Source organism: Microcystis sp. MC19 (assembly GCF_003019735.1).
Taxonomy (GTDB): Bacteria; Cyanobacteriota; Cyanobacteriia; order Cyanobacteriales; family Microcystaceae; genus Microcystis.
The window spans coordinates 785,432-802,944 of record NZ_CP020664.1 but is presented as its reverse complement, the minus strand read 5'-3'; the positions used below and the strand labels follow the sequence as shown (position 1 = coordinate 802,944).

General features: G+C 42.2%; 13 protein-coding genes and 1 tRNA gene. 2 read left to right on the top strand and 12 right to left on the bottom strand.

All coding sequences use genetic code 11. From position 1 onward, the window contains the following. Nucleotides 1–21: 21 nt before the first annotated feature. On the top strand, nt 22–486 hold the full coding sequence (locus B5D77_RS04135) for a hypothetical protein (RefSeq protein WP_008202299.1): 465 nt from the start codon (nt 22–24) through the stop codon (nt 484–486). Nucleotides 487–891: 405 nt separating this feature from the next. Here B5D77_RS04135 and B5D77_RS04130 read toward each other — a convergent pair whose 3' ends face one another. From B5D77_RS04130 to B5D77_RS04120, 3 genes are read right to left on the bottom strand one after another with little or no spacing between them, the layout of a single operon-like run. Next, a complete protein-coding gene (locus B5D77_RS04130; protein ID WP_008202295.1) occupies nt 892–2,187 on the bottom strand; it encodes a DNA cytosine methyltransferase in 1,296 nt (431 codons plus the stop codon). 43 nt (nt 2,188–2,230) lie between these two features. After that, complete coding sequence (locus B5D77_RS04125) at nt 2,231–2,662, bottom strand: PIN domain-containing protein (RefSeq protein WP_106908331.1); 432 nt, start codon at nt 2,660–2,662, stop codon at nt 2,231–2,233. 6 nt (nt 2,663–2,668) lie between these two features. Beyond that, on the bottom strand, nt 2,669–2,905 hold the full coding sequence (locus tag B5D77_RS04120) for a hypothetical protein (RefSeq protein WP_008202290.1): 237 nt from the start codon (nt 2,903–2,905) through the stop codon (nt 2,669–2,671). Nucleotides 2,906–3,501: 596 nt separating this feature from the next. On the opposite strand from B5D77_RS04120, the gene B5D77_RS04115 reads away from it, so the two are divergent. Beyond that, on the top strand, nt 3,502–4,086 hold the full coding sequence (locus B5D77_RS04115; protein ID WP_008202288.1) for a hypothetical protein: 585 nt from the start codon (nt 3,502–3,504) through the stop codon (nt 4,084–4,086). A 335-nt stretch (nt 4,087–4,421) separates the two neighbouring features. Here the strand turns inward: B5D77_RS04115 and B5D77_RS04105 are convergent. The 9 genes from B5D77_RS04105 to B5D77_RS26455 all read right to left on the bottom strand — a co-directional run bounded on the left by B5D77_RS04105 (nt 4,422) and on the right by B5D77_RS26455 (nt 17,103). Beyond that, nucleotides 4,422–4,506 (bottom strand) — tRNA-Leu (locus B5D77_RS04105). Then, nucleotides 4,485–5,372, bottom strand: a complete 888-nt coding sequence (locus tag B5D77_RS04100) for a M48 family metallopeptidase (protein WP_008202285.1) — start codon at nt 5,370–5,372, stop codon at nt 4,485–4,487. The genes B5D77_RS04105 and B5D77_RS04100 overlap by 22 nt, the downstream gene beginning before the upstream one ends. Next, nucleotides 5,365–5,784 carry a M48 family metallopeptidase gene (locus B5D77_RS04095; RefSeq protein WP_106908330.1) on the bottom strand — a complete coding sequence of 140 codons (420 nt, stop codon included), beginning with the start codon at nt 5,782–5,784 and terminating at the stop codon, nt 5,365–5,367. Before B5D77_RS04095 ends, B5D77_RS04100 begins: the two co-directional genes overlap by 8 nt. A gap of 119 nt (nt 5,785–5,903) precedes the next feature. Continuing rightward, nucleotides 5,904–6,641 (bottom strand): sulfite exporter TauE/SafE family protein, encoded by a 738-nt coding sequence (locus B5D77_RS04090; RefSeq protein ID WP_008202281.1) that lies wholly within the window; start codon nt 6,639–6,641, stop codon nt 5,904–5,906. Between the two features lie 31 nt (nt 6,642–6,672). Then, a complete protein-coding gene (locus B5D77_RS04085; protein WP_008202279.1) occupies nt 6,673–7,440 on the bottom strand; it encodes a proteasome-type protease in 768 nt (255 codons plus the stop codon). Nucleotides 7,441–7,558: 118 nt separating this feature from the next. Then, nucleotides 7,559–8,335: a 3-oxoacyl-[acyl-carrier-protein] reductase gene (gene fabG, locus B5D77_RS04080; RefSeq protein WP_002766731.1), complete on the bottom strand. Its 777-nt coding sequence runs from the start codon at nt 8,333–8,335 to the stop codon at nt 7,559–7,561. Between the two features lie 141 nt (nt 8,336–8,476). Then, entirely contained in the window at nt 8,477–9,376 is a 900-nt protein-coding gene (locus tag B5D77_RS04075) for a lysophospholipid acyltransferase family protein (RefSeq protein ID WP_106908329.1), read from the bottom strand. A 446-nt stretch (nt 9,377–9,822) separates the two neighbouring features. Further along, nucleotides 9,823–10,470 carry an SH3 domain-containing protein gene (locus B5D77_RS04065; RefSeq protein WP_253257720.1) on the bottom strand — a complete coding sequence of 216 codons (648 nt, stop codon included), beginning with the start codon at nt 10,468–10,470 and terminating at the stop codon, nt 9,823–9,825. A gap of 453 nt (nt 10,471–10,923) precedes the next feature. Beyond that, nucleotides 10,924–17,103, bottom strand: a complete 6,180-nt coding sequence (locus B5D77_RS26455) for a calcium-binding protein (RefSeq protein ID WP_216824536.1) — start codon at nt 17,101–17,103, stop codon at nt 10,924–10,926. Between the last annotated feature and the right edge of the window lie 410 nt (nt 17,104–17,513).

The following is a 17,513-nucleotide window of genomic DNA, read 5'->3' as shown; positions in this document are numbered from 1 at the left end:
GAGCGACTCAGGATTAAAATAATGGCCACAGCGACACAATTCTTAAACATTTCTGACTTGACAAAAGATGATTATTGTGTATTCGGTTTAGCGATTTGTTTTCTCAAACAGGAGGGAGAATTAGAAAAAGTGGCGGTGTTAGAACCGATTCCCTCGGCAGCTCTAGAAGCAATTGTCAAAGGAATTCCCACTTCCTACGAATTTGCCCGCGCCATGGCTTTAGGAGAGGTATTTCAGGACGATAATCCTCAAATACCCAGTAATTTCCCCGATAATGCCCAATTATGCGAGAATTTTGTCGAAAGGGCGATTGCTGCAACTCGCACCTATAAAAATCAACCCCACCTACAAGGGTTAATCCCCTTGGGCGGCCAAAAAGACGATTTAAACTTTTCCCTAGAGAAAAAACGCATCTTAAATGCTGTTCATCTGGTGCGGACGGAGGATAACGTCAAACAACATTCTCACACCCATAAGGTTTTGTAATCAAGGTGAGTTCGGGTTAGGGAAATTTTGCCGTTTTCCCTGATTCCGAACTCAGGTTATGACTCTCTTGGGTTTGGCGGGTAAAATGTATTCTAAAATACAGTGATGCTAGTGAGCGACTGGAACGAACCACAAAGACACAAAGAACACAAAGATTGATCGCTTATATATTGAGTTAAACCTATCACACCAAAGAATAAGAAGACCAGATTATAGCAGTTATCTTATACCATTTTTCTAAAGTAACAGTAACGTTAGGGATGGTAATTACCCTCACCCCTAACCCCTCTCCAGTTCTGGGAGAGGGGAGTAGGATGTCTGCCACGAATAAAGAAAATGGTATTAAGGGTGAGGTGTAAAGTTGGGATTTTGAGGAGTCGGTCGTCAGGAGATGATTTTTATTTATTAAGGCAATGCTACACATAAGTTTTTGCCGACTGAATAAATATCTTCAAACAAATAATTCCATTGATGTTCTAGGTGTCTAGCAATATGGTAAGCAAGCAAAGGTGGCACAGCATTACCAATTAATTTGTAACCATCCGTAGCCGAAAGTGAATATTTTTCATCTCCCTTGTTTTGTGGACGCACAAATTCAAAATCATCGGGAAAAGTCTGTATTCTCGCACATTCCCGCACAGTTAAACGTCTCATTTTTAACCCTGCTTCTAACTCATTAACTATCTTTCCCCCTAATTCTAAAGATAATCTCCTAAATTCAATATTACCGTGATGTTCCGAGCGAATAGTCGGACCTAAACCCTGTAAATTAACCTCGATTTGTCCCTGAGTTTTTCCATAATGTTTAGCTTTTGAATAACTTTTTTGTGAGAGGTCAAATAACTCATCTTCTGGTTCTGCTAAACCTGATAATATCTGACCCACTGTACTGTAAGTTTTAAGAGGATATATTGACTCAAACAGATTTAATTGATGCTTAATAACTTTATGGGTTGAATGCGGAAAAATATCATTATTTTCTAGATGTCCTATCGCTGTCGCTTTTAAATAGGTTTTATTTAAACCGATAAAGATAATTCTTTCCCTAGTTTGGGGAATTCCATAATCGGGAGCAAAGAGAAGTTTAGGGATAACTATATATCCATCTTTACCAATGGCACTAAAATCATCTTCAATTATATCTTTAACATTGGCCAAAGAGATTAAACCTTTGACATTTTCAGCAATAAAAACTTTAGGTAAGGTTAATTCAATAACTCTCTTCATCCAATAATAGAGTTTCCCGCGATTGTCCTGAAAACTATCTTCACTCTCGTCTAGTAGTTTACCCGTGTGACTTTTGTGAGAATTAAACCCCTTTCTTTTTCCTGAAACACTAAAATCTTGACAGGGAAAACCTCCCGTTACTACATCGATATTACTGGGAAACTGAAACTCTCCTTTTTCTGCTTGTTTGACTAAATCTACAATACTCCCCAAGTGAAATACATTCTTTTTACCCCTTTTTTCAAAGTAGGGAATCCAAGCATTATGAGCAGCTTTAGTTATATCATTAGCAAAGACAGTTTCAAAAGTAGTGCGCGGTAGTTTTAGCCATGGTTCCCGTCTTTCTACTATCCAATCTCGATGAATATTTTCATTAATACAGTCTTGGTGTACCCAAAAACCTCCCTCTAATCCTAAGTCCATTCCCCCGCAGCCAGAAAATAGGGATAAAACTCGCTTTTGTTGCCTATTCATCACTATTGATTAAATGAGTAATTTAATAATATCATACTGATAATCAACTTGATCGAAAGGGATTAATTAAAGTTAGTTGATTAGATATTATTAACCCATCCTGCATATCTTCAGAGTAAAGAATACTAGCATCGGATGCTAAGGCACTAGCTACAATTAAACTATCCCAAAAAGAAAAACTGTATTGAGTACGAAGATTAGAAGCGGATTCAAGAATTGTTAAGTTAAATTCTACCACTCGACAACGATTGTAAAGCTCTCGATTGATAGAGCTAATCCTCTCTTCCTGAAAATTAGCTTTTCTAAGCAAATTAACGGAGATTTCATTAATAACTTGAGTGCTAATAATCAAGTTTGATTCTTCAGTAATAGAAGTGGCAATAATGCGCTTTCTTTCTCTTTCCAAAACTTCTATTCGTTGATCCTCAAAGAACCGATAAAGCCAAATGTTAGTATCAATAAAGCTGGTTAACATTTTTATTTACGATTGGCGATTATAAATTTCATCACGAGAGAGAAATCCAGAGACTTTAACGGGATTTTCGGTTAAATCATCGATAATTTCCTGATTTTTGAGTTCTGAATTCGTTCTAGTCGTCGTTTGTTTGATCACAATAACTTGAACTTCGCTGTCTTCCCTCAAGTCCTGTTGGTATTCTTCGGGAATTTCGATAATACCTTGTTTGATTTTGGCTTTAAATTCCACTGCATTTAACATATTGTTGCTCTCGATCGACTGTCTATAGGATTAATTATAACAAACCTTGGTTAATCCCAACAGTTCCTTCGGAGCAAAAGTCCGCAGATTGGCATTAAAACTATTCTTTATTACTGGGTGAGCGCATCTCAAACGCTATTGATAATTGGCCGATTTTGTGATAGACCTGCCTATAGGAATGTCAAGTGATAATAGGCAATCAGAATAGTGACAAACTCGACCTATTTAGTCGATTGTTACTTAACAATTGAGACGGCAAATTCTACTCAAATATGCCTGAATCGTGGGCAAGCAACTCACACAAAGTTAATTTTACCAAGGATTGTTAAGATGCGCTTACGGGAGCATCTCATTTATGCAAGTGAGTAATTATACTTATCTATAAAACTGGTTTCTAGCAAGGCTTTCAAAATAGCTTGACATAAAAACCTGATTTAGGGGTTACAAAGGTGAGATGCTCCCTGCGCTTACCCTGTACCCCGAATAGGGTATTCTATGAAGATAGATCAGGCAGTGGTGCAATTCAGACTTGAATTAGCGCAACTCTTACATGAGAGTGAGATAATAGAAATATGTACCCCAGAATAATCCTGTAGATGGCATTACCTCGTTATCAAGTCACCCTTCAAGATCAATCTGGTTCTATTGGACAAGCTGAATTAACAGAAGCAACTCAAGATGATATGCCCTCATTAAAACGAGGAGAGTGCGAATTCTATTGGGAGTCTTTCTGGGAAAAAGCCGATTTTCAGTATCAGGCAATAGTTAAACTGACACTTAATGGAAAGTGTTTAGGTTTAGTTCATTTTTCGGCATTTAACGACTCTGTCGAAGATATTGAAGAACTTAAAAATAAGTCTCCAGAGTATATATTCATCGATTATCTAGAGAGAATTGATAAACAGACATCTTACAAGCCAGTGGGATTATGGTTAATCTGGTATGTAGTCAATATGGCATTGTCGCTATGTACTGGGGATTGTCATGAAACTTTGATTTTGCTGCACTCTCTCTCAGAGGCGATCCCCTATTATGAAAAGCAGGTTATGATGGAGGGTATCAATTGGGTAACACTAGCACCAGGAGAGGAAGGCTATGCTTTCAGGTTTACTAAACAAGGGGCAAAACAGTTTTGCGACAGAATCCAACAGCGATACAGCCCAGCAAAATTCTTTGAATGAAAAATATTTATCTGAAGATGCAAGTGACGTTATAAAAGCTGGCTCTAAATCTTACATGAATTATCGAGAACGGGCTGAATGGTTGAAAAAGTTAAAACAGCCGAAACAGGAAAACTAGGGTTAACTGTGATCTTTCAATATAAAATTCCCCTGAAAAAGGGGAATTTTATTTATCTTGTCTGATGGGATTATTTAGGGCTTCCAGTAATATTCAGCAAACCCTATATACTGGTCATCATTCATGCCATCGCTAAAAGCGAGGGAAGAATGCTGACACTAAGTTAAAATTGCGGTAACGCACCATAAATTCTTATGCTTGGTTTTTGTCATTTTAATGGGCGGAGTCGGACTCGAACCGACATGAGGGGCTGCCTCGCCACATTTTGAGTGTGGTGCGTCTACCAATTTCGCCATTCGCCCTTGGCCTTAGCTTTATCATTATAACCCATTTTTGAACCCTTTAACAAATTGTGATAATCGGGGGAACTGGCCCAACGATCGATTTCTCGCGCGCGCAGGACGGGGAGGGGATGGGTTAACTGTTGGGTTTGCAAACCCTTTAACATTTCGCCCATTTCCGAGGTGCTGACGGCATCGTAGGACTTGGCCTGATCGATAAAAGCCTCTAAATTTAATAAAGGTGCCAGACTGGGGGAACCTCCGGCTAACTTCATTAACACCGACATGACGATTTTGGGGTCTTGAACTGCCAATAAAGCCGCTCGATCGCAGCTAAACTCGGCGCAGCGCACCCATGCTAACATTCTCTCCTGTAGGGATCGTGCTAACATTGTCCCCCAATTGGGCAGCAATCCCGCCGCTAGGACCATAATATTGGCTAAAGTCAGATAAACGCCGTGTTCACATTTGAGATGACCTAATTCGTGGGCGATTACCGCTTGAATTTCTGCGGGAGTCAGCATTTCAATTAGGGAAGTGTGCATCACCATAAACGGTTTTTTGCCGCGCATGGCGAAGGTATAGGCGTTAGGAACGGGGTTTTGTTGAATGTATAATTGAGGTGGTTCTAAGTCGAGAACTCGGCAAGCTTCTAGGAGTAGATTATGCAGGTCGGGTAATTGTTTTTCCCCCACCAAAACACTAGCAGCAATATTATTTAGGTAAAAGAATTCCTCAGCGACGGAACCTAACAAACTTCTCACGGCTATATCTAAACCGGGCAACTGTTTAAGGGAGTTAGTCGCCTCTAGGTCGATGGGATGCCGAAAATCATTGGCTTTTAAGCCTAGTAATAACTGTTTTGATAATTCCATATTCTTATTCATTTAACCAAGCTTTGATGCGTTCTAAACTTTTCCAATCGGGTTTTCTAGCTAAACCATCGGCGATATTTTCATCCACTTCTTGGCGAACTTCTTTGTTTAAACTAATTAATTGTTGCACCAGTTCGATATGTTCCCTAACTCCGGCGGTTTTGGTTTCCAACATAGCTAAAACCAAATTGATCCGGTTTTGCGGGGAAACTTTATCGAGTTTTACGGCTTTTTGGGCGGCTTTTAGGGCTAATTCCGGTTTATCGGTGAGCATATATAACCAAGCCAAACAGGACCAAACGGCGGCATTTTTCGGACTGCGATCGCTTAATTCTTTAAATTCGGGCAATAAACTGGCGGCACTTTCTCCCTGTTGGTAGCGTTCTAAACCTTGTTCGAGGGTAAAATTGGCGATTTCTGTCATTTTCAGTTGCGGGGTTAATCAAGGAGCAAATTTAACGGTTATCGGTGTATTAGCCATGGTTAATACAATTCACCTTCATCTAGTATTCTAGCAAAATTTGTCCCCTTGTCAGCAAAATTTTAAAAAACGATGCCCCGTTCTCGCCAGATCATCAATAGGCCACTCATCGAAACGAATAACATGACTGCTTGTTTAAATTGTTGGGGACTCATTTTTTCTAAAACTTTTTGTCCTAACCAATTGCCCGGCCAGGCCGCTAATCCTAATAATAAACCGTAACCAAGAAAAGGCAGATGTAAAACTCCAAAAGCTGCGTAGGCGATTAATTTGGCCACATGAACTACTACCATGTGAACGGATTTCGTTGCCACCATTGGCTCTTTAACTAGCCCATAGTTAATATAAAACAGGTTCATCATCGGGCCGGTACTGCCGACTAATCCCGACAGGAAAGCGTAGATAAATCCCGAGGGCATAAAATACCAAGTTTTAATCTCAAAAAAACGATTTTCTTCTTGGGGAAATAATTGTTTAAGCGAGGATAAAACTAGAAAAATTCCCAAAACTAGCGGCAACCATTTGAATTGTAAATGGGCAAAGACAAAAGCACCGAGGGTAGATCCCATAATTGCCCCAGGTAAATACCACACCGTCGAGGGCCAGTCAATGGCGCGCCAATACATTCCCATGCGTTGGACGTTACCGAGTAGCATCCCCGTGGTTAAAACTGGAGGAATGACGGCAGCATCGAGAAACCAACCTAAAACGGGGAGTAGAATCAGGGGGCTGCCCCCACCAGCAAGGGTACTAAAAAACCAAGCTAGACTACCTGCCAACATCAAGGTAACAATGATCATCGAATTGTCAAGTTAAGTTAAAAAGATCTACTTAATCTATTATGATATCTTCTTTGGGGTCTTCATCGGTATAATGCCATTCCACATTGGGCATAGCCTCGAAAGCTTGCCGGACGTAATCCTCCCAGAGTTTCCGCATTTTGGCTAGGTAGGGGTCTCCTAGACGCAATTGTAACTTATGACGTAGGCTTAGGCTATTCGCTTCATACATACTCAAATAGATGGGCGGTCCGACGGAAATATTCGATTTCATGGTCGAATCGATGGAAAGTAAGGCACATTTAGCCATTTCCTCTAGGGGTGTATCATAGGTAATGGTGCGATCGAGAATCGGTTTACCGTATTTAGTTTCACCTATCTGTAAAAAGGGCGTTTCTTTGGTGGCTTGAATATGATTTCCTTGGGGATAAATCATGAATAATTGCGGTTCTTCTCCTTTAATTTGTCCCCCAAGAATAAACTTACATTTAAAATCAATATTATCTTGTTCTAGCCAAGTTCTTTCCCTAGCTTGTACTTGACGACTTTTATCACCGATATAGTGGGCGATATCGTAGAGATGAGTCAGAGAATGGAGATTTTTATCCTCTTGATTGTGCAGATCTCTTTTTAGTTCGTGAATCACTCCTTGGCTAATCGATAAATTCCCCGATGTACAGACCATAATTACTCTTTCTCCCGATACCGAAAAGTCAAATAATTTCCGATAGGCCGAGATATAATCGACTCCCGCATTCGTGCGAGAATCCGCCCCCATAACAATGCCAAAACGATTGATAATTCCTAAACAGTAAGTCATTTTAAATTATAAATTATGAATTATGAATTATGAATTGGGAAGTGGGGAGATGAGAGTGCCAGAGTTGGGATAAAAAAGCTAAATTCTGACGACCAACGACTGATAACTGATAACTGAATTAAGCCATAACCATACCACCATCGACGTTAAAGACTTGACCGGTGATATAAATAGCGGCGGGATCGGCGGCTAAAAAACGCACCATTCCAGCGACTTCTTCCGGTTTTCCATAACGGGAGAGGGGGATATATTTGAGAATTTCATCTGCTTTGAGGTCATGAGTCATATCAGTTTCAATAAAGCCGGGGGCCACGGCATTAACAGTGATGCCTCGACTGGCAAATTCTTTGGCTAAAGTTTTCGTTAAACCGATAACACCGGCTTTAGCGGCGCTGTAATTAGATTGACCCGGATTACCCATCAAACCGGATACAGAAGTGATGTTAATTATGCGGCCGCTTTTCTGTTTTAACATCAATTTACCGACGGCACGAGTGCAGAGAAAAACCCCGGTTAAATTGAGATCGATGACCGCTTGCCAGTCTTCTAATTTCATTCTTAACATTAGCGTATCCCGGGTAATGCCGGCATTATTAACTAAGACATCAATATGACCGAATTTTTCCTTGGTACTATCTACTAAATTATCCACTTCTTCGCTTTTAGCCACATCTGCTTGTAGAGCTATTGCCTTTCCCCCAGCTGCGGTAATTTCTTCAACAACGGCATCGGCAGCACTGCTAGATTTAGCATAGTTCACCACTACAGTAGCACCCTGGCTGGCTAATTCCAAGGCGATCGCTTTACCGATCCCTCGCGAGGCCCCAGTTACTATGGCTACTTTGTCTTGTAAATGCTGGCATTCTGCGGGTAATAGTTTCATAATTTTCTGCATTCCCCAAATAATCGTCAAATCTCAAGAGAAAACTTTGTACTGATAACTTTGCTCAAAACACTTCATTATCTCACAAGCGGGCCAATCTGACCGCAGCAATGCTCAAGTGTGATCGCTCTGTCCCCACTTTCCTCTATAGTATCAGGGAGAATTGGCTGCCACTAATTGATCGAGTTGTTGCTGCATCAAATAACAGACTTTCTCATAACATTCGCGTACATAACGGCGGTCCCGGGCCGCTTTTTTGCCGTAACGTTCAAAAATAATTGGGGGACAAACCCGGGTATGTATCGGTACGGGTAAGGGAATATTCGGCAAGGGACCGATAGCTAGTCCCCAGGGTAAACCGAAATAGATGGGACAGGTTCCGGGGTCAATACCGAAGGGCCAAGGCATACCCTTTTTATGCAATTCTTTTAATTGAGGATAAATATCGTCGAGGACAAACAGAGTCGAGTGAGCGCCGTGGGAAATGGCGGGAATAATCGGCACTTCGTACTGTAAAGCTAGTTTAACAAAAGCTTGATTACCGGCAAAATGAATTTTATTTCTTAAACTGTGGGGACGGAAAACATCCGTAGCACCTCCTGGATAAATTAGGACACTAGCGCCACTATTTAAAGCAGCGATCGCCATTTTGGGATGAGCATGAATAGCTCCCATTTGGGCCACTAGATGCGCTTGGGATGGAAAAACTCGCCAGACTCGCGAATCCATCAAACCATAGACTAAGCGATCGCTGCCAAAGCGCTGAAACCAATCATACATCATCATAAACATATCGGGGGCCGCTAAACCGCCGTTATGGGAGCCGATGAATAATACCTGTCCTGAGGGGGGAATATTTTCCCAACCATCGGTTTTAACCCGAAAATAATGGTGATAAAACCAATCCAGAAGGGGGACAAATTTTTCGATCACTTGCGGATCGCGATCCTCTAATGACCAACCCGTGAGGGTATCAACAGGGGCCTTGGCCGCTTGTAGGGATAATTCGGCAAAAGTGGCCGTGGATGAGACAAAAGAGCTAAAAATCTGCATTGATGGCCAGTAGATAATTTAATCGCATCTTATTATCGCAAATTTCGGTTAAAAAACCCGCCATTTAAGAACGGCTTTCCTTGATCAATAATACAGCACTTAAGAACTTGCAAGGGCGCACCTCCCACAGAAGAAATAAAATAACTAGGGGATTAAAGAGCATCTTTCCCATCTGATTTAGGATCACCAGCTTGTCCATATCTGCGACTAGAAACGACTCTAAGACCGATAGTCTCTCAGCTAGGGAAAGGATGTTTCCATTCAATTAATTTCTAAGCGCGAGTAGAGAGATTTTTTGGCGTGGTTGAAGGAATAGAGGACGGTTTACGCAATCCCCTCGCCTTCGGTTTCTACCTTTGAAAGGGGAGGTAGGGGGGATACCTAAGAAGTTATTTTTCAATTCTTGATTAGGAGCTATAAACCCAATTTTTCCGTAGGTTAAGTTTTTAGTTTTTACATAAAGAAACATTTTCATTGATGCCGGTTTTCCCCGTTAATATCCAGCCTTCTTGTGGTGATTTTATGACCACCCAGTTCAGATTATCATTGGTTGTAAAGATTATTAAAGGAAAAAATTCGCCTTTAATCATTTGGCCACTTTTAACGATGCCTAAAGGACGAGAATTAGTGGTAGAGTCTTCATAAATTATTAAGCCATTTTTCACGGAACTATTAACGCGCAAGCAAGGAACAGTTCCTAAAGAGGTGTTATAGGCAGTAACAGTATTAGTGCCTTTGAATTGACCATTTATCCAACAGCCATATTGTATTTTTCCGGAACCTATTTGATTGATGTCATTATCTAATCTCCACCAGTAGGTTTCTTGTTGTTTCTTCTCTGCATTGGGGGTGTCAACTTCGCCAAAACATAATTGCTGTAATTCTAGTCCTGCTCCTAAGTCCATATTGGAGAAACCGAAATCTATCTTTGCATCGGTTAATTTATCCCAACGTTGCCATAGTGTCCAGCCTGTTTGGGGTTGATTATTGGAACCATTCGGATCGCCTATTTCTGCTTGTGTCTTTATGGAGAAAAGGTTGATCAAGCTATAAATTGTTAAACTGAGTAAGCTGGTTTTTAAAATGTTTGACATTCTCATCTTGAATTATTGTTTAGAGGAGTAATAGAAAGTAATGATCAAGCAGGATTTGGGCTCTTCTAGGTTCTGTGTGATCAGTTTAACTTACAATATGATCGATCAATCTTTGTGTCCTTTGTGTCTTTGTGGTTCGTTCCACTCACTCGCCAGCAGGACTGTATCCTAGAATACATTTTACCCACCAAACCTGGGAGAGCAGGATTTGGAGAATAAACCCCTAGTAAGGGGAAAGAACAGAGCAAAAACCGAGAGCGAAAGATAATTGTTTAAGAAGTAACACCCCAGAGGGTTGCTTCTCCCACGGGATTTCCCTTCATCCTTGATGCTTTATCTGCTCTGAATACAATTTAATCTGGTATCAGCAGAAGTCCCATCACTAAAAGCGAGGGACTTCTGCTAACACTCATTTAAATGCAGTAAGAGCGTATTGCCTCAAACCAGAGGATGTCACAGCACTATACTGGTGACAGGTAAACTATACACTCCAGCGACCGCCAATTGAAAGTCGCTGACTGCATCGCCGTTGGTATCCCCGCAAAGGATACCGCCGTCAAAGCGCAGTTGTCCCGCTTGACCTGAAAAATACGAGGCACCAATAAACGTGAAACTCTGATTACCAGCGTTGAGGGAGTTGGCATCGATGGCAGAGATGTCAATATAGCGCAGTTGTCCCGCTTGACCTGAAAAATCCGAGGCACCAATAAACGTGAAACTCTGATTACCATCGTTGAGGGAGTTGGCATCGATGCCAGAGATGTCAATAGTATCAAGACCAGTATTGAAATCGAGGATTTTGTCTTGGTTTGCGCCTTGACCGATTTCATCAAAGGTGTTGAAGATAAAACGGTCCCGACCTTCACCTCCCGTTAGTTGATCTGACCCTAATCCTCCGATAAGAATGTCATCACCACCGCCACCAATAATGACATCATTACCAGTGCTACCAGTGATATTATCATTCCCCCAATAGCCATTGATTTGGATATTGTCACCGACGAAAGCAGTATTAGAGAAGTCGAGGTTATTGGCACTCCAATCACCGACAATGGTGACTTTTCCTGTTACTCCTGTCCCGTCGATGGTTTCAATGCCACTATTGACATCAAAACCCTTGAGACCAATATCCACATTACCCGTACCTTTGGCGACGATGGTATCTGTCCCAGTGGTTCCTGTATCTGTAATGGTGTCATAGCCTTCAAAGGTACTCCAATCATTACTTTGATAGCCGGTATAGAGGTAATTGTCGGAACCGTTACCACCGTTCAGTTTGTCATCACCACCGCCACCAATAATGACATTATTGCTGGTATTGCCAGTGATATTATCATTCCCCCAATAGCCATTGATTTGGATATTGTCACCGACGAAAGCAGTATTAGAGAAGTCGAGTTTATTGTCACTCCAATCACCGACAATGGTGACTTTTCCTGTTACTCCTGTCCCGTCGATGGTTTCAATGCCACTATTGACATCAAAACCCTTGAGACCAATATCCACATTACCCGTACCTTTGGCGACGATGGTATCTGTCCCAGTGGTTCCTGTATCTGTAATGGTGTCATAGCCTTCAAAGGTACTCCAATCATTACTTTGATAGCCGGTATAGAGGTAATTGTCGGAACCGTTACCACCGTTCAGTTTGTCATCACCACCGCCACCAATAATGACATTATTGCTGGTATTGCCAGTGATATTATCATTCCCCCAATAGCCATTGATTTGGATATTGTCACCGACGAAAGCAGTATTAGAGAAGTCGAGTTTATTGTCACTCCAATCACCGACAATGGTGACTTTTCCTGTTACTCCTGTTCCGTCGATGGTTTCAATGCCACTATTGACATCAAAACCCTTGAGACCAATATCCACATTACCCGTACCTTTGGCGACGATGGTATCTGTCCCAGTTGTCCCTGTATCTGTAATGGTGTCATAGCCTTCAAAGGTACTCCAATCATTACTTTGATAGCCGGTATAGAGGTAATTGTCGGAACCGTTACCACCGTTCAGTTTGTCATCACCACCGCCACCAATAATGACATCATTACCAGTGCTACCAGTGATATTATCATTCCCCCAATAGCCATTGATTTGGATATTGTCACCGACGAAAGCAGTATTAGAGAAGTCGAGTTTATTGTCACTCCAATCACCGACAATGGTGACTTTTCCTGTTACTCCTGTTCCGTCGATGGTTTCAATGCCACTATTGACATCAAAACCCTTGAGACCAATATCCACATTACCCGTACCTTTGGCGACGATGGTATCTGTCCCAGTGGTTCCTGTATCTGTAATGGTGTCATAGCCTTCAAAGGTACTCCAATCATTACTTTGATAGCCGGTATAGAGGTAATTGTCGGAACCGTTACCACCGTTCAGTTTGTCATCACCACCGCCACCAATAATGACATTATTGCTGGTATTGCCAGTGATATTATCATTCCCCCAATAGCCATTGATTTGGATATTGTCACCGACGAAAGCAGTATTAGAGAAGTCGAGGTTATTGGCACTCCAATCACCGACAATGGTGACTTTTCCTGTTACTCCTGTCCCGTCGATGGTTTCAATGCCACTATTGACATCAAAACCCTTGAGACCAATATCCACATTACCCGTACCTTTGGCGACGATGGTATCTGTCCCAGTGGTTCCTGTATCTGTAATGGTGTCATAGCCTTCAAAGGTACTCCAATCATTACTTTGATAGCCGGTATAGAGGTAATTGTCGGAACCGTTACCACCGTTCAGTTTGTCATCACCACCGCCACCAATAATGACATTATTGCTGGTATTGCCAGTGATATTATCATTCCCCCAATAGCCATTGATTTGGATATTGTCACCGACGAAAGCAGTATTAGAGAAGTCGAGTTTATTGTCACTCCAATCACCGACAATGGTGACTTTTCCTGTTACTCCTGTCCCGTCGATGGTTTCAATGCCACTATTGACATCAAAACCCTTGAGACCAATATCCACATTACCCGTACCTTTGGCGACGATGGTATCTGTCCCAGTGGTTCCTGTATCTGTAATGGTGTCATAGCCTTCAAAGGTACTCCAATCATTACTTTGATAGCCGGTATAGAGGTAATTGTCGGAACCGTTACCACCGTTCAGTTTGTCATCACCACCGCCACCAATAATGACATTATTGCTGGTATTGCCAGTGATATTATCATTCCCCCAATAGCCATTGATTTGGATATTGTCACCGACGAAAGCAGTATTAGAGAAGTCGAGTTTATTGTCACTCCAATCACCGACAATGGTGACTTTTCCTGTTACTCCTGTTCCGTCGATGGTTTCAATGCCACTATTGACATCAAAACCCTTGAGACCAATATCCACATTACCCGTACCTTTGGCGACGATGGTATCTGTCCCAGTTGTCCCTGTATCTGTAATGGTGTCATAGCCTTCAAAGGTACTCCAATCATTACTTTGATAGCCGGTATAGAGGTAATTGTCGGAACCGTTACCACCGTTCAGTTTGTCATCACCACCGCCACCAATAATGACATCATTACCAGTGCTACCAGTGATATTATCATTCCCCCAATAGCCATTGATTTGGATATTGTCACCGACGAAAGCAGTATTAGAGAAGTCGAGGTTATTGGCACTCCAATCACCGACAATGGTGACTTTTCCTGTTACTCCTGTTCCGTCGATGGTTTCAATGCCACTATTGACATCAAAACCCTTGAGACCAATATCCACATTACCCGTACCTTTGGCGACGATGGTATCTGTCCCAGTTGTCCCTGTATCTGTAATGGTGTCATAGCCTTCAAAGGTACTCCAATCATTACTTTGATAGCCGGTATAGAGGTAATTGTCGGAACCGTTACCACCGTTCAGTTTGTCATCACCACCGCCACCAATAATGACATTATTGCTGGTATTGCCAGTGATATTATCATTCCCCCAATAGCCATTGATTTGGATATTGTCACCGACGAAAGCAGTATTAGAGAAGTCGAGGTTATTGGCACTCCAATCACCGACAATGGTGACTTTTCCTGTTACTCCTGTTCCGTCGATGGTTTCAATGCCACTATTGACATCAAAACCCTTGAGACCAATATCCACATTACCCGTACCTTTGGCGACGATGGTATCTGTCCCAGTGGTTCCTGTATCTGTAATGGTGTCATAGCCTTCAAAGGTACTCCAATCATTACTTTGATAGCCGGTATAGAGGTAATTGTCGGAACCGTTACCACCGTTCAGTTTGTCATCACCACCGCCACCAATAATGACATTATTGCTGGTATTGCCAGTGATATTATCATTCCCCCAATAGCCATTGATTTGGATATTGTCACCGACGAAAGCAGTATTAGAGAAGTCGAGTTTATTGTCACTCCAATCACCGACAATGGTGACTTTTCCTGTTACTCCTGTTCCGTCGATGGTTTCAATGCCACTATTGACATCAAAACCCTTGAGACCAATATCCACATTACCCGTACCTTTGGCGACGATGGTATCTGTCCCAGTGGTTCCTGTATCTGTAATGGTGTCATAGCCTTCAAAGGTACTCCAATCATTACTTTGATAGCCGGTATAGAGGTAATTGTCGGAACCGTTACCACCGTTCAGTTTGTCATCACCACCGCCACCAATAATGACATTATTGCTGGTATTGCCAGTGATATTATCATTCCCCCAATAGCCATTGATTTGGATATTGTCACCGACGAAAGCAGTATTAGAGAAGTCGAGGTTATTGGCACTCCAATCACCGACAATGGTGACTTTTCCTGTTACTCCTGTTCCGTCGATGGTTTCAATGCCACTATTGGTGCTAAAGGAAAGAATCCCCAGGTCCACGTCTCCTGTACCCAAAGCCACAATTTTATCCACCCCAGAGGTGCCGGTATCGCTATAGATGTCGTAGCCTTGGAAACTCGACCAGCCTCCGGCTAGATTACCGGAGACATAATAAGTGTCTGAGTCTTCGCCTCCATCTAATTGGTCATTGTCTGCGCCGCCATAGAGGAAGTCATTACCAACCCCACCCGATAAAGTGTCAGACCCCCAATCTCCATCGATTAGGTCATCGCCGCCGCCACCATTGAGAATATCGTTTCCCCCGTAACCCATCAGGTGTTCGGCAAGATTCGTACCTGTAATCGTGTCGCTAGAGTTATCACCGTAAATAATGGTTTTCTGAAGATAGAAATAGTTGAGCCAACTGGCAACATCATTAAGGCGAGCATTGGCATCGCCGTCTTCGTTGACGAGACGATTTTCTTCGATGGTAAAGCCAATATGATAGAGTCCATCGGCTACGGTATTGACTAAATTTTTACCGAAGTATTGGGTTGTCGCTCCGTCATTTTGTACCAGGTGGTAGCCTGTTTCCTCATTTCCCTCATCGTCACCGTGGAGGAGGATAAATTCGTCATAGTGATTAGTGCGAACCCACTGATTGAGGGTGCGAATATCATCGCTGGTAATCCAGCCATCAGCAGCGATGCCTGTAGCTGTAACGCCATCGACTAATAGATGGTTAAGTCCGTCGGCGGCGGCGGCTCCGGCGTTAATATCCCCCGCATTTGTCCACTTGGCTAAGCCAGTATCAATTTTGATGGTATCGACAATTTTATCTAATCCGGTGCCAGTGGTGGACTGATCGACGTAAAAATATGTTACCCAATCTGCTACGTCCTTGACTGTGGCATTAGCTGCACCATCTTCGTTGAGAAATCGCCCATTTTGGATCTGAAAGCCAATATGATAGATTCCGTCGGCAACAGTATTAACTAGGTTTTTCGCAAAATATGTGGTCTGAGCGCCGTCATTTTGAACTAAATGGAAGCCAGTTTCTGTTGTGCCGTCATCATCCCCATGCAGAACAACAAAAGTATTATAACGGGTGGCATCGGAGCGAATCCAATTGTTAATTTGTGCAATATCGCTTTCGGAAATTGAACCATCGGCGGCGAGATTGTAGGTGGTAATCGCTGTTTTTAATAAATCATTCAGTCCATTGGCAGCATCAGCACCGCCAGCAATTTCTTGCCAAGGTATATTTTGCGCTAAACCCTGATCAGCAATAATTAATTCCGTAATCTGATCAAGTCCGGTATTAGTTGTTGCCCGATCTGTATAAAATTGGGTTAGCCAATCCGCTACTTGGGTGACAGTGGCATTGGCGTTACCATCTTCATTGACAAAGCTGCCATTTTCAATTAGGAAACCAATGTGATAAATGCCATCAAAAACCGTATCAACTAAATTCTGATTGCGATACTGTTGAGTCGCTCCGTCATTTTGGACTAAATGAAACCCTGTTTCTGTTGTACCGTCATCATCGCCGTGGAGAGCAGTAAATTCTGCTAAACGGTTGGCACGAATCCAGGCATTAATCGCGGTTACGTCACTGACAGTAAAAATGCCGTTACTAGCGACTCCAGTGGCTTGTTTGGCTTCTAAGATTAACTGATTTAATCCATTAGCTGCCGTCATTCCACCCGTAATATTTGTACCGAGATTGGCACCAGCGAGTCCTGGATCTCTGCCAATTCTTTCAACCGTTTGATCTAGTCCCGTTCCGGTTGTTCCGATTAGGTAATTTTGCACCATTGAATAAGATTTGCTTGCCATAATTTTTAACCATAAAAAATAAGGTAGTTAGTGAAATAGCAACAATTGTTAGACAAGTAACGACAAAACCGCACTAAGGCAGGTTTATCCTAAATCCAGTTAGCAAAACCCAGTTATCATCAGGGACGACTGAAGTGGTCACTACGAACCAGAAGGGTTGTCAACTGCACTGGATCAAGGGGATTTGGTGTTACCCTGACAATTGCGGATCGATATCCTCACTCATACCCGAAGTCGATTCCAACGATTGGACAGTCTCAGATAGTCAATAAGTTCTAACCGATTGTCTTGCCTCTGCTCAGACTATCGAACGAGGCTTTCCGACCTTGATAGTCCTGAGTCGGCGTTTGATAATCTAACCTTTAATGAAATCTTAGATTATCGTAGCACTTTATACAGATATTTGATCC

Coding starts and splice junctions, on each gene's coding strand:
- B5D77_RS04125 (WP_106908331.1), bottom strand. CDS start 2,662: ATGTTAACCAGCTTTATTGATACTAACATTTGGCTTTATCGGTTCTTT.
- B5D77_RS04075 (WP_106908329.1), bottom strand. CDS start 9,376: ATGCAGATTTTTAGCTCTTTTGTCTCATCCACGGCCACTTTTGCCGAA.
- B5D77_RS04100 (WP_008202285.1), bottom strand. CDS start 5,372: ATGAATAAGAATATGGAATTATCAAAACAGTTATTACTAGGCTTAAAA.
- fabG (WP_002766731.1), bottom strand. CDS start 8,335: ATGCAGAAAATTATGAAACTATTACCCGCAGAATGCCAGCATTTACAA.
- B5D77_RS04090 (WP_008202281.1), bottom strand. CDS start 6,641: ATGATCATTGTTACCTTGATGTTGGCAGGTAGTCTAGCTTGGTTTTTT.
- B5D77_RS04085 (WP_008202279.1), bottom strand. CDS start 7,440: ATGACTTACTGTTTAGGAATTATCAATCGTTTTGGCATTGTTATGGGG.
- B5D77_RS26455 (WP_216824536.1), bottom strand. CDS start 17,103: ATGGCAAGCAAATCTTATTCAATGGTGCAAAATTACCTAATCGGAACA.
- B5D77_RS04115 (WP_008202288.1), top strand. CDS start 3,502: ATGGCATTACCTCGTTATCAAGTCACCCTTCAAGATCAATCTGGTTCT.
- B5D77_RS04135 (WP_008202299.1), top strand. CDS start 22: ATGGCCACAGCGACACAATTCTTAAACATTTCTGACTTGACAAAAGAT.
- B5D77_RS04065 (WP_253257720.1), bottom strand. CDS start 10,470: ATGTCAAACATTTTAAAAACCAGCTTACTCAGTTTAACAATTTATAGC.
- B5D77_RS04120 (WP_008202290.1), bottom strand. CDS start 2,905: ATGTTAAATGCAGTGGAATTTAAAGCCAAAATCAAACAAGGTATTATC.
- B5D77_RS04130 (WP_008202295.1), bottom strand. CDS start 2,187: ATGAATAGGCAACAAAAGCGAGTTTTATCCCTATTTTCTGGCTGCGGG.
- B5D77_RS04095 (WP_106908330.1), bottom strand. CDS start 5,784: ATGACAGAAATCGCCAATTTTACCCTCGAACAAGGTTTAGAACGCTAC.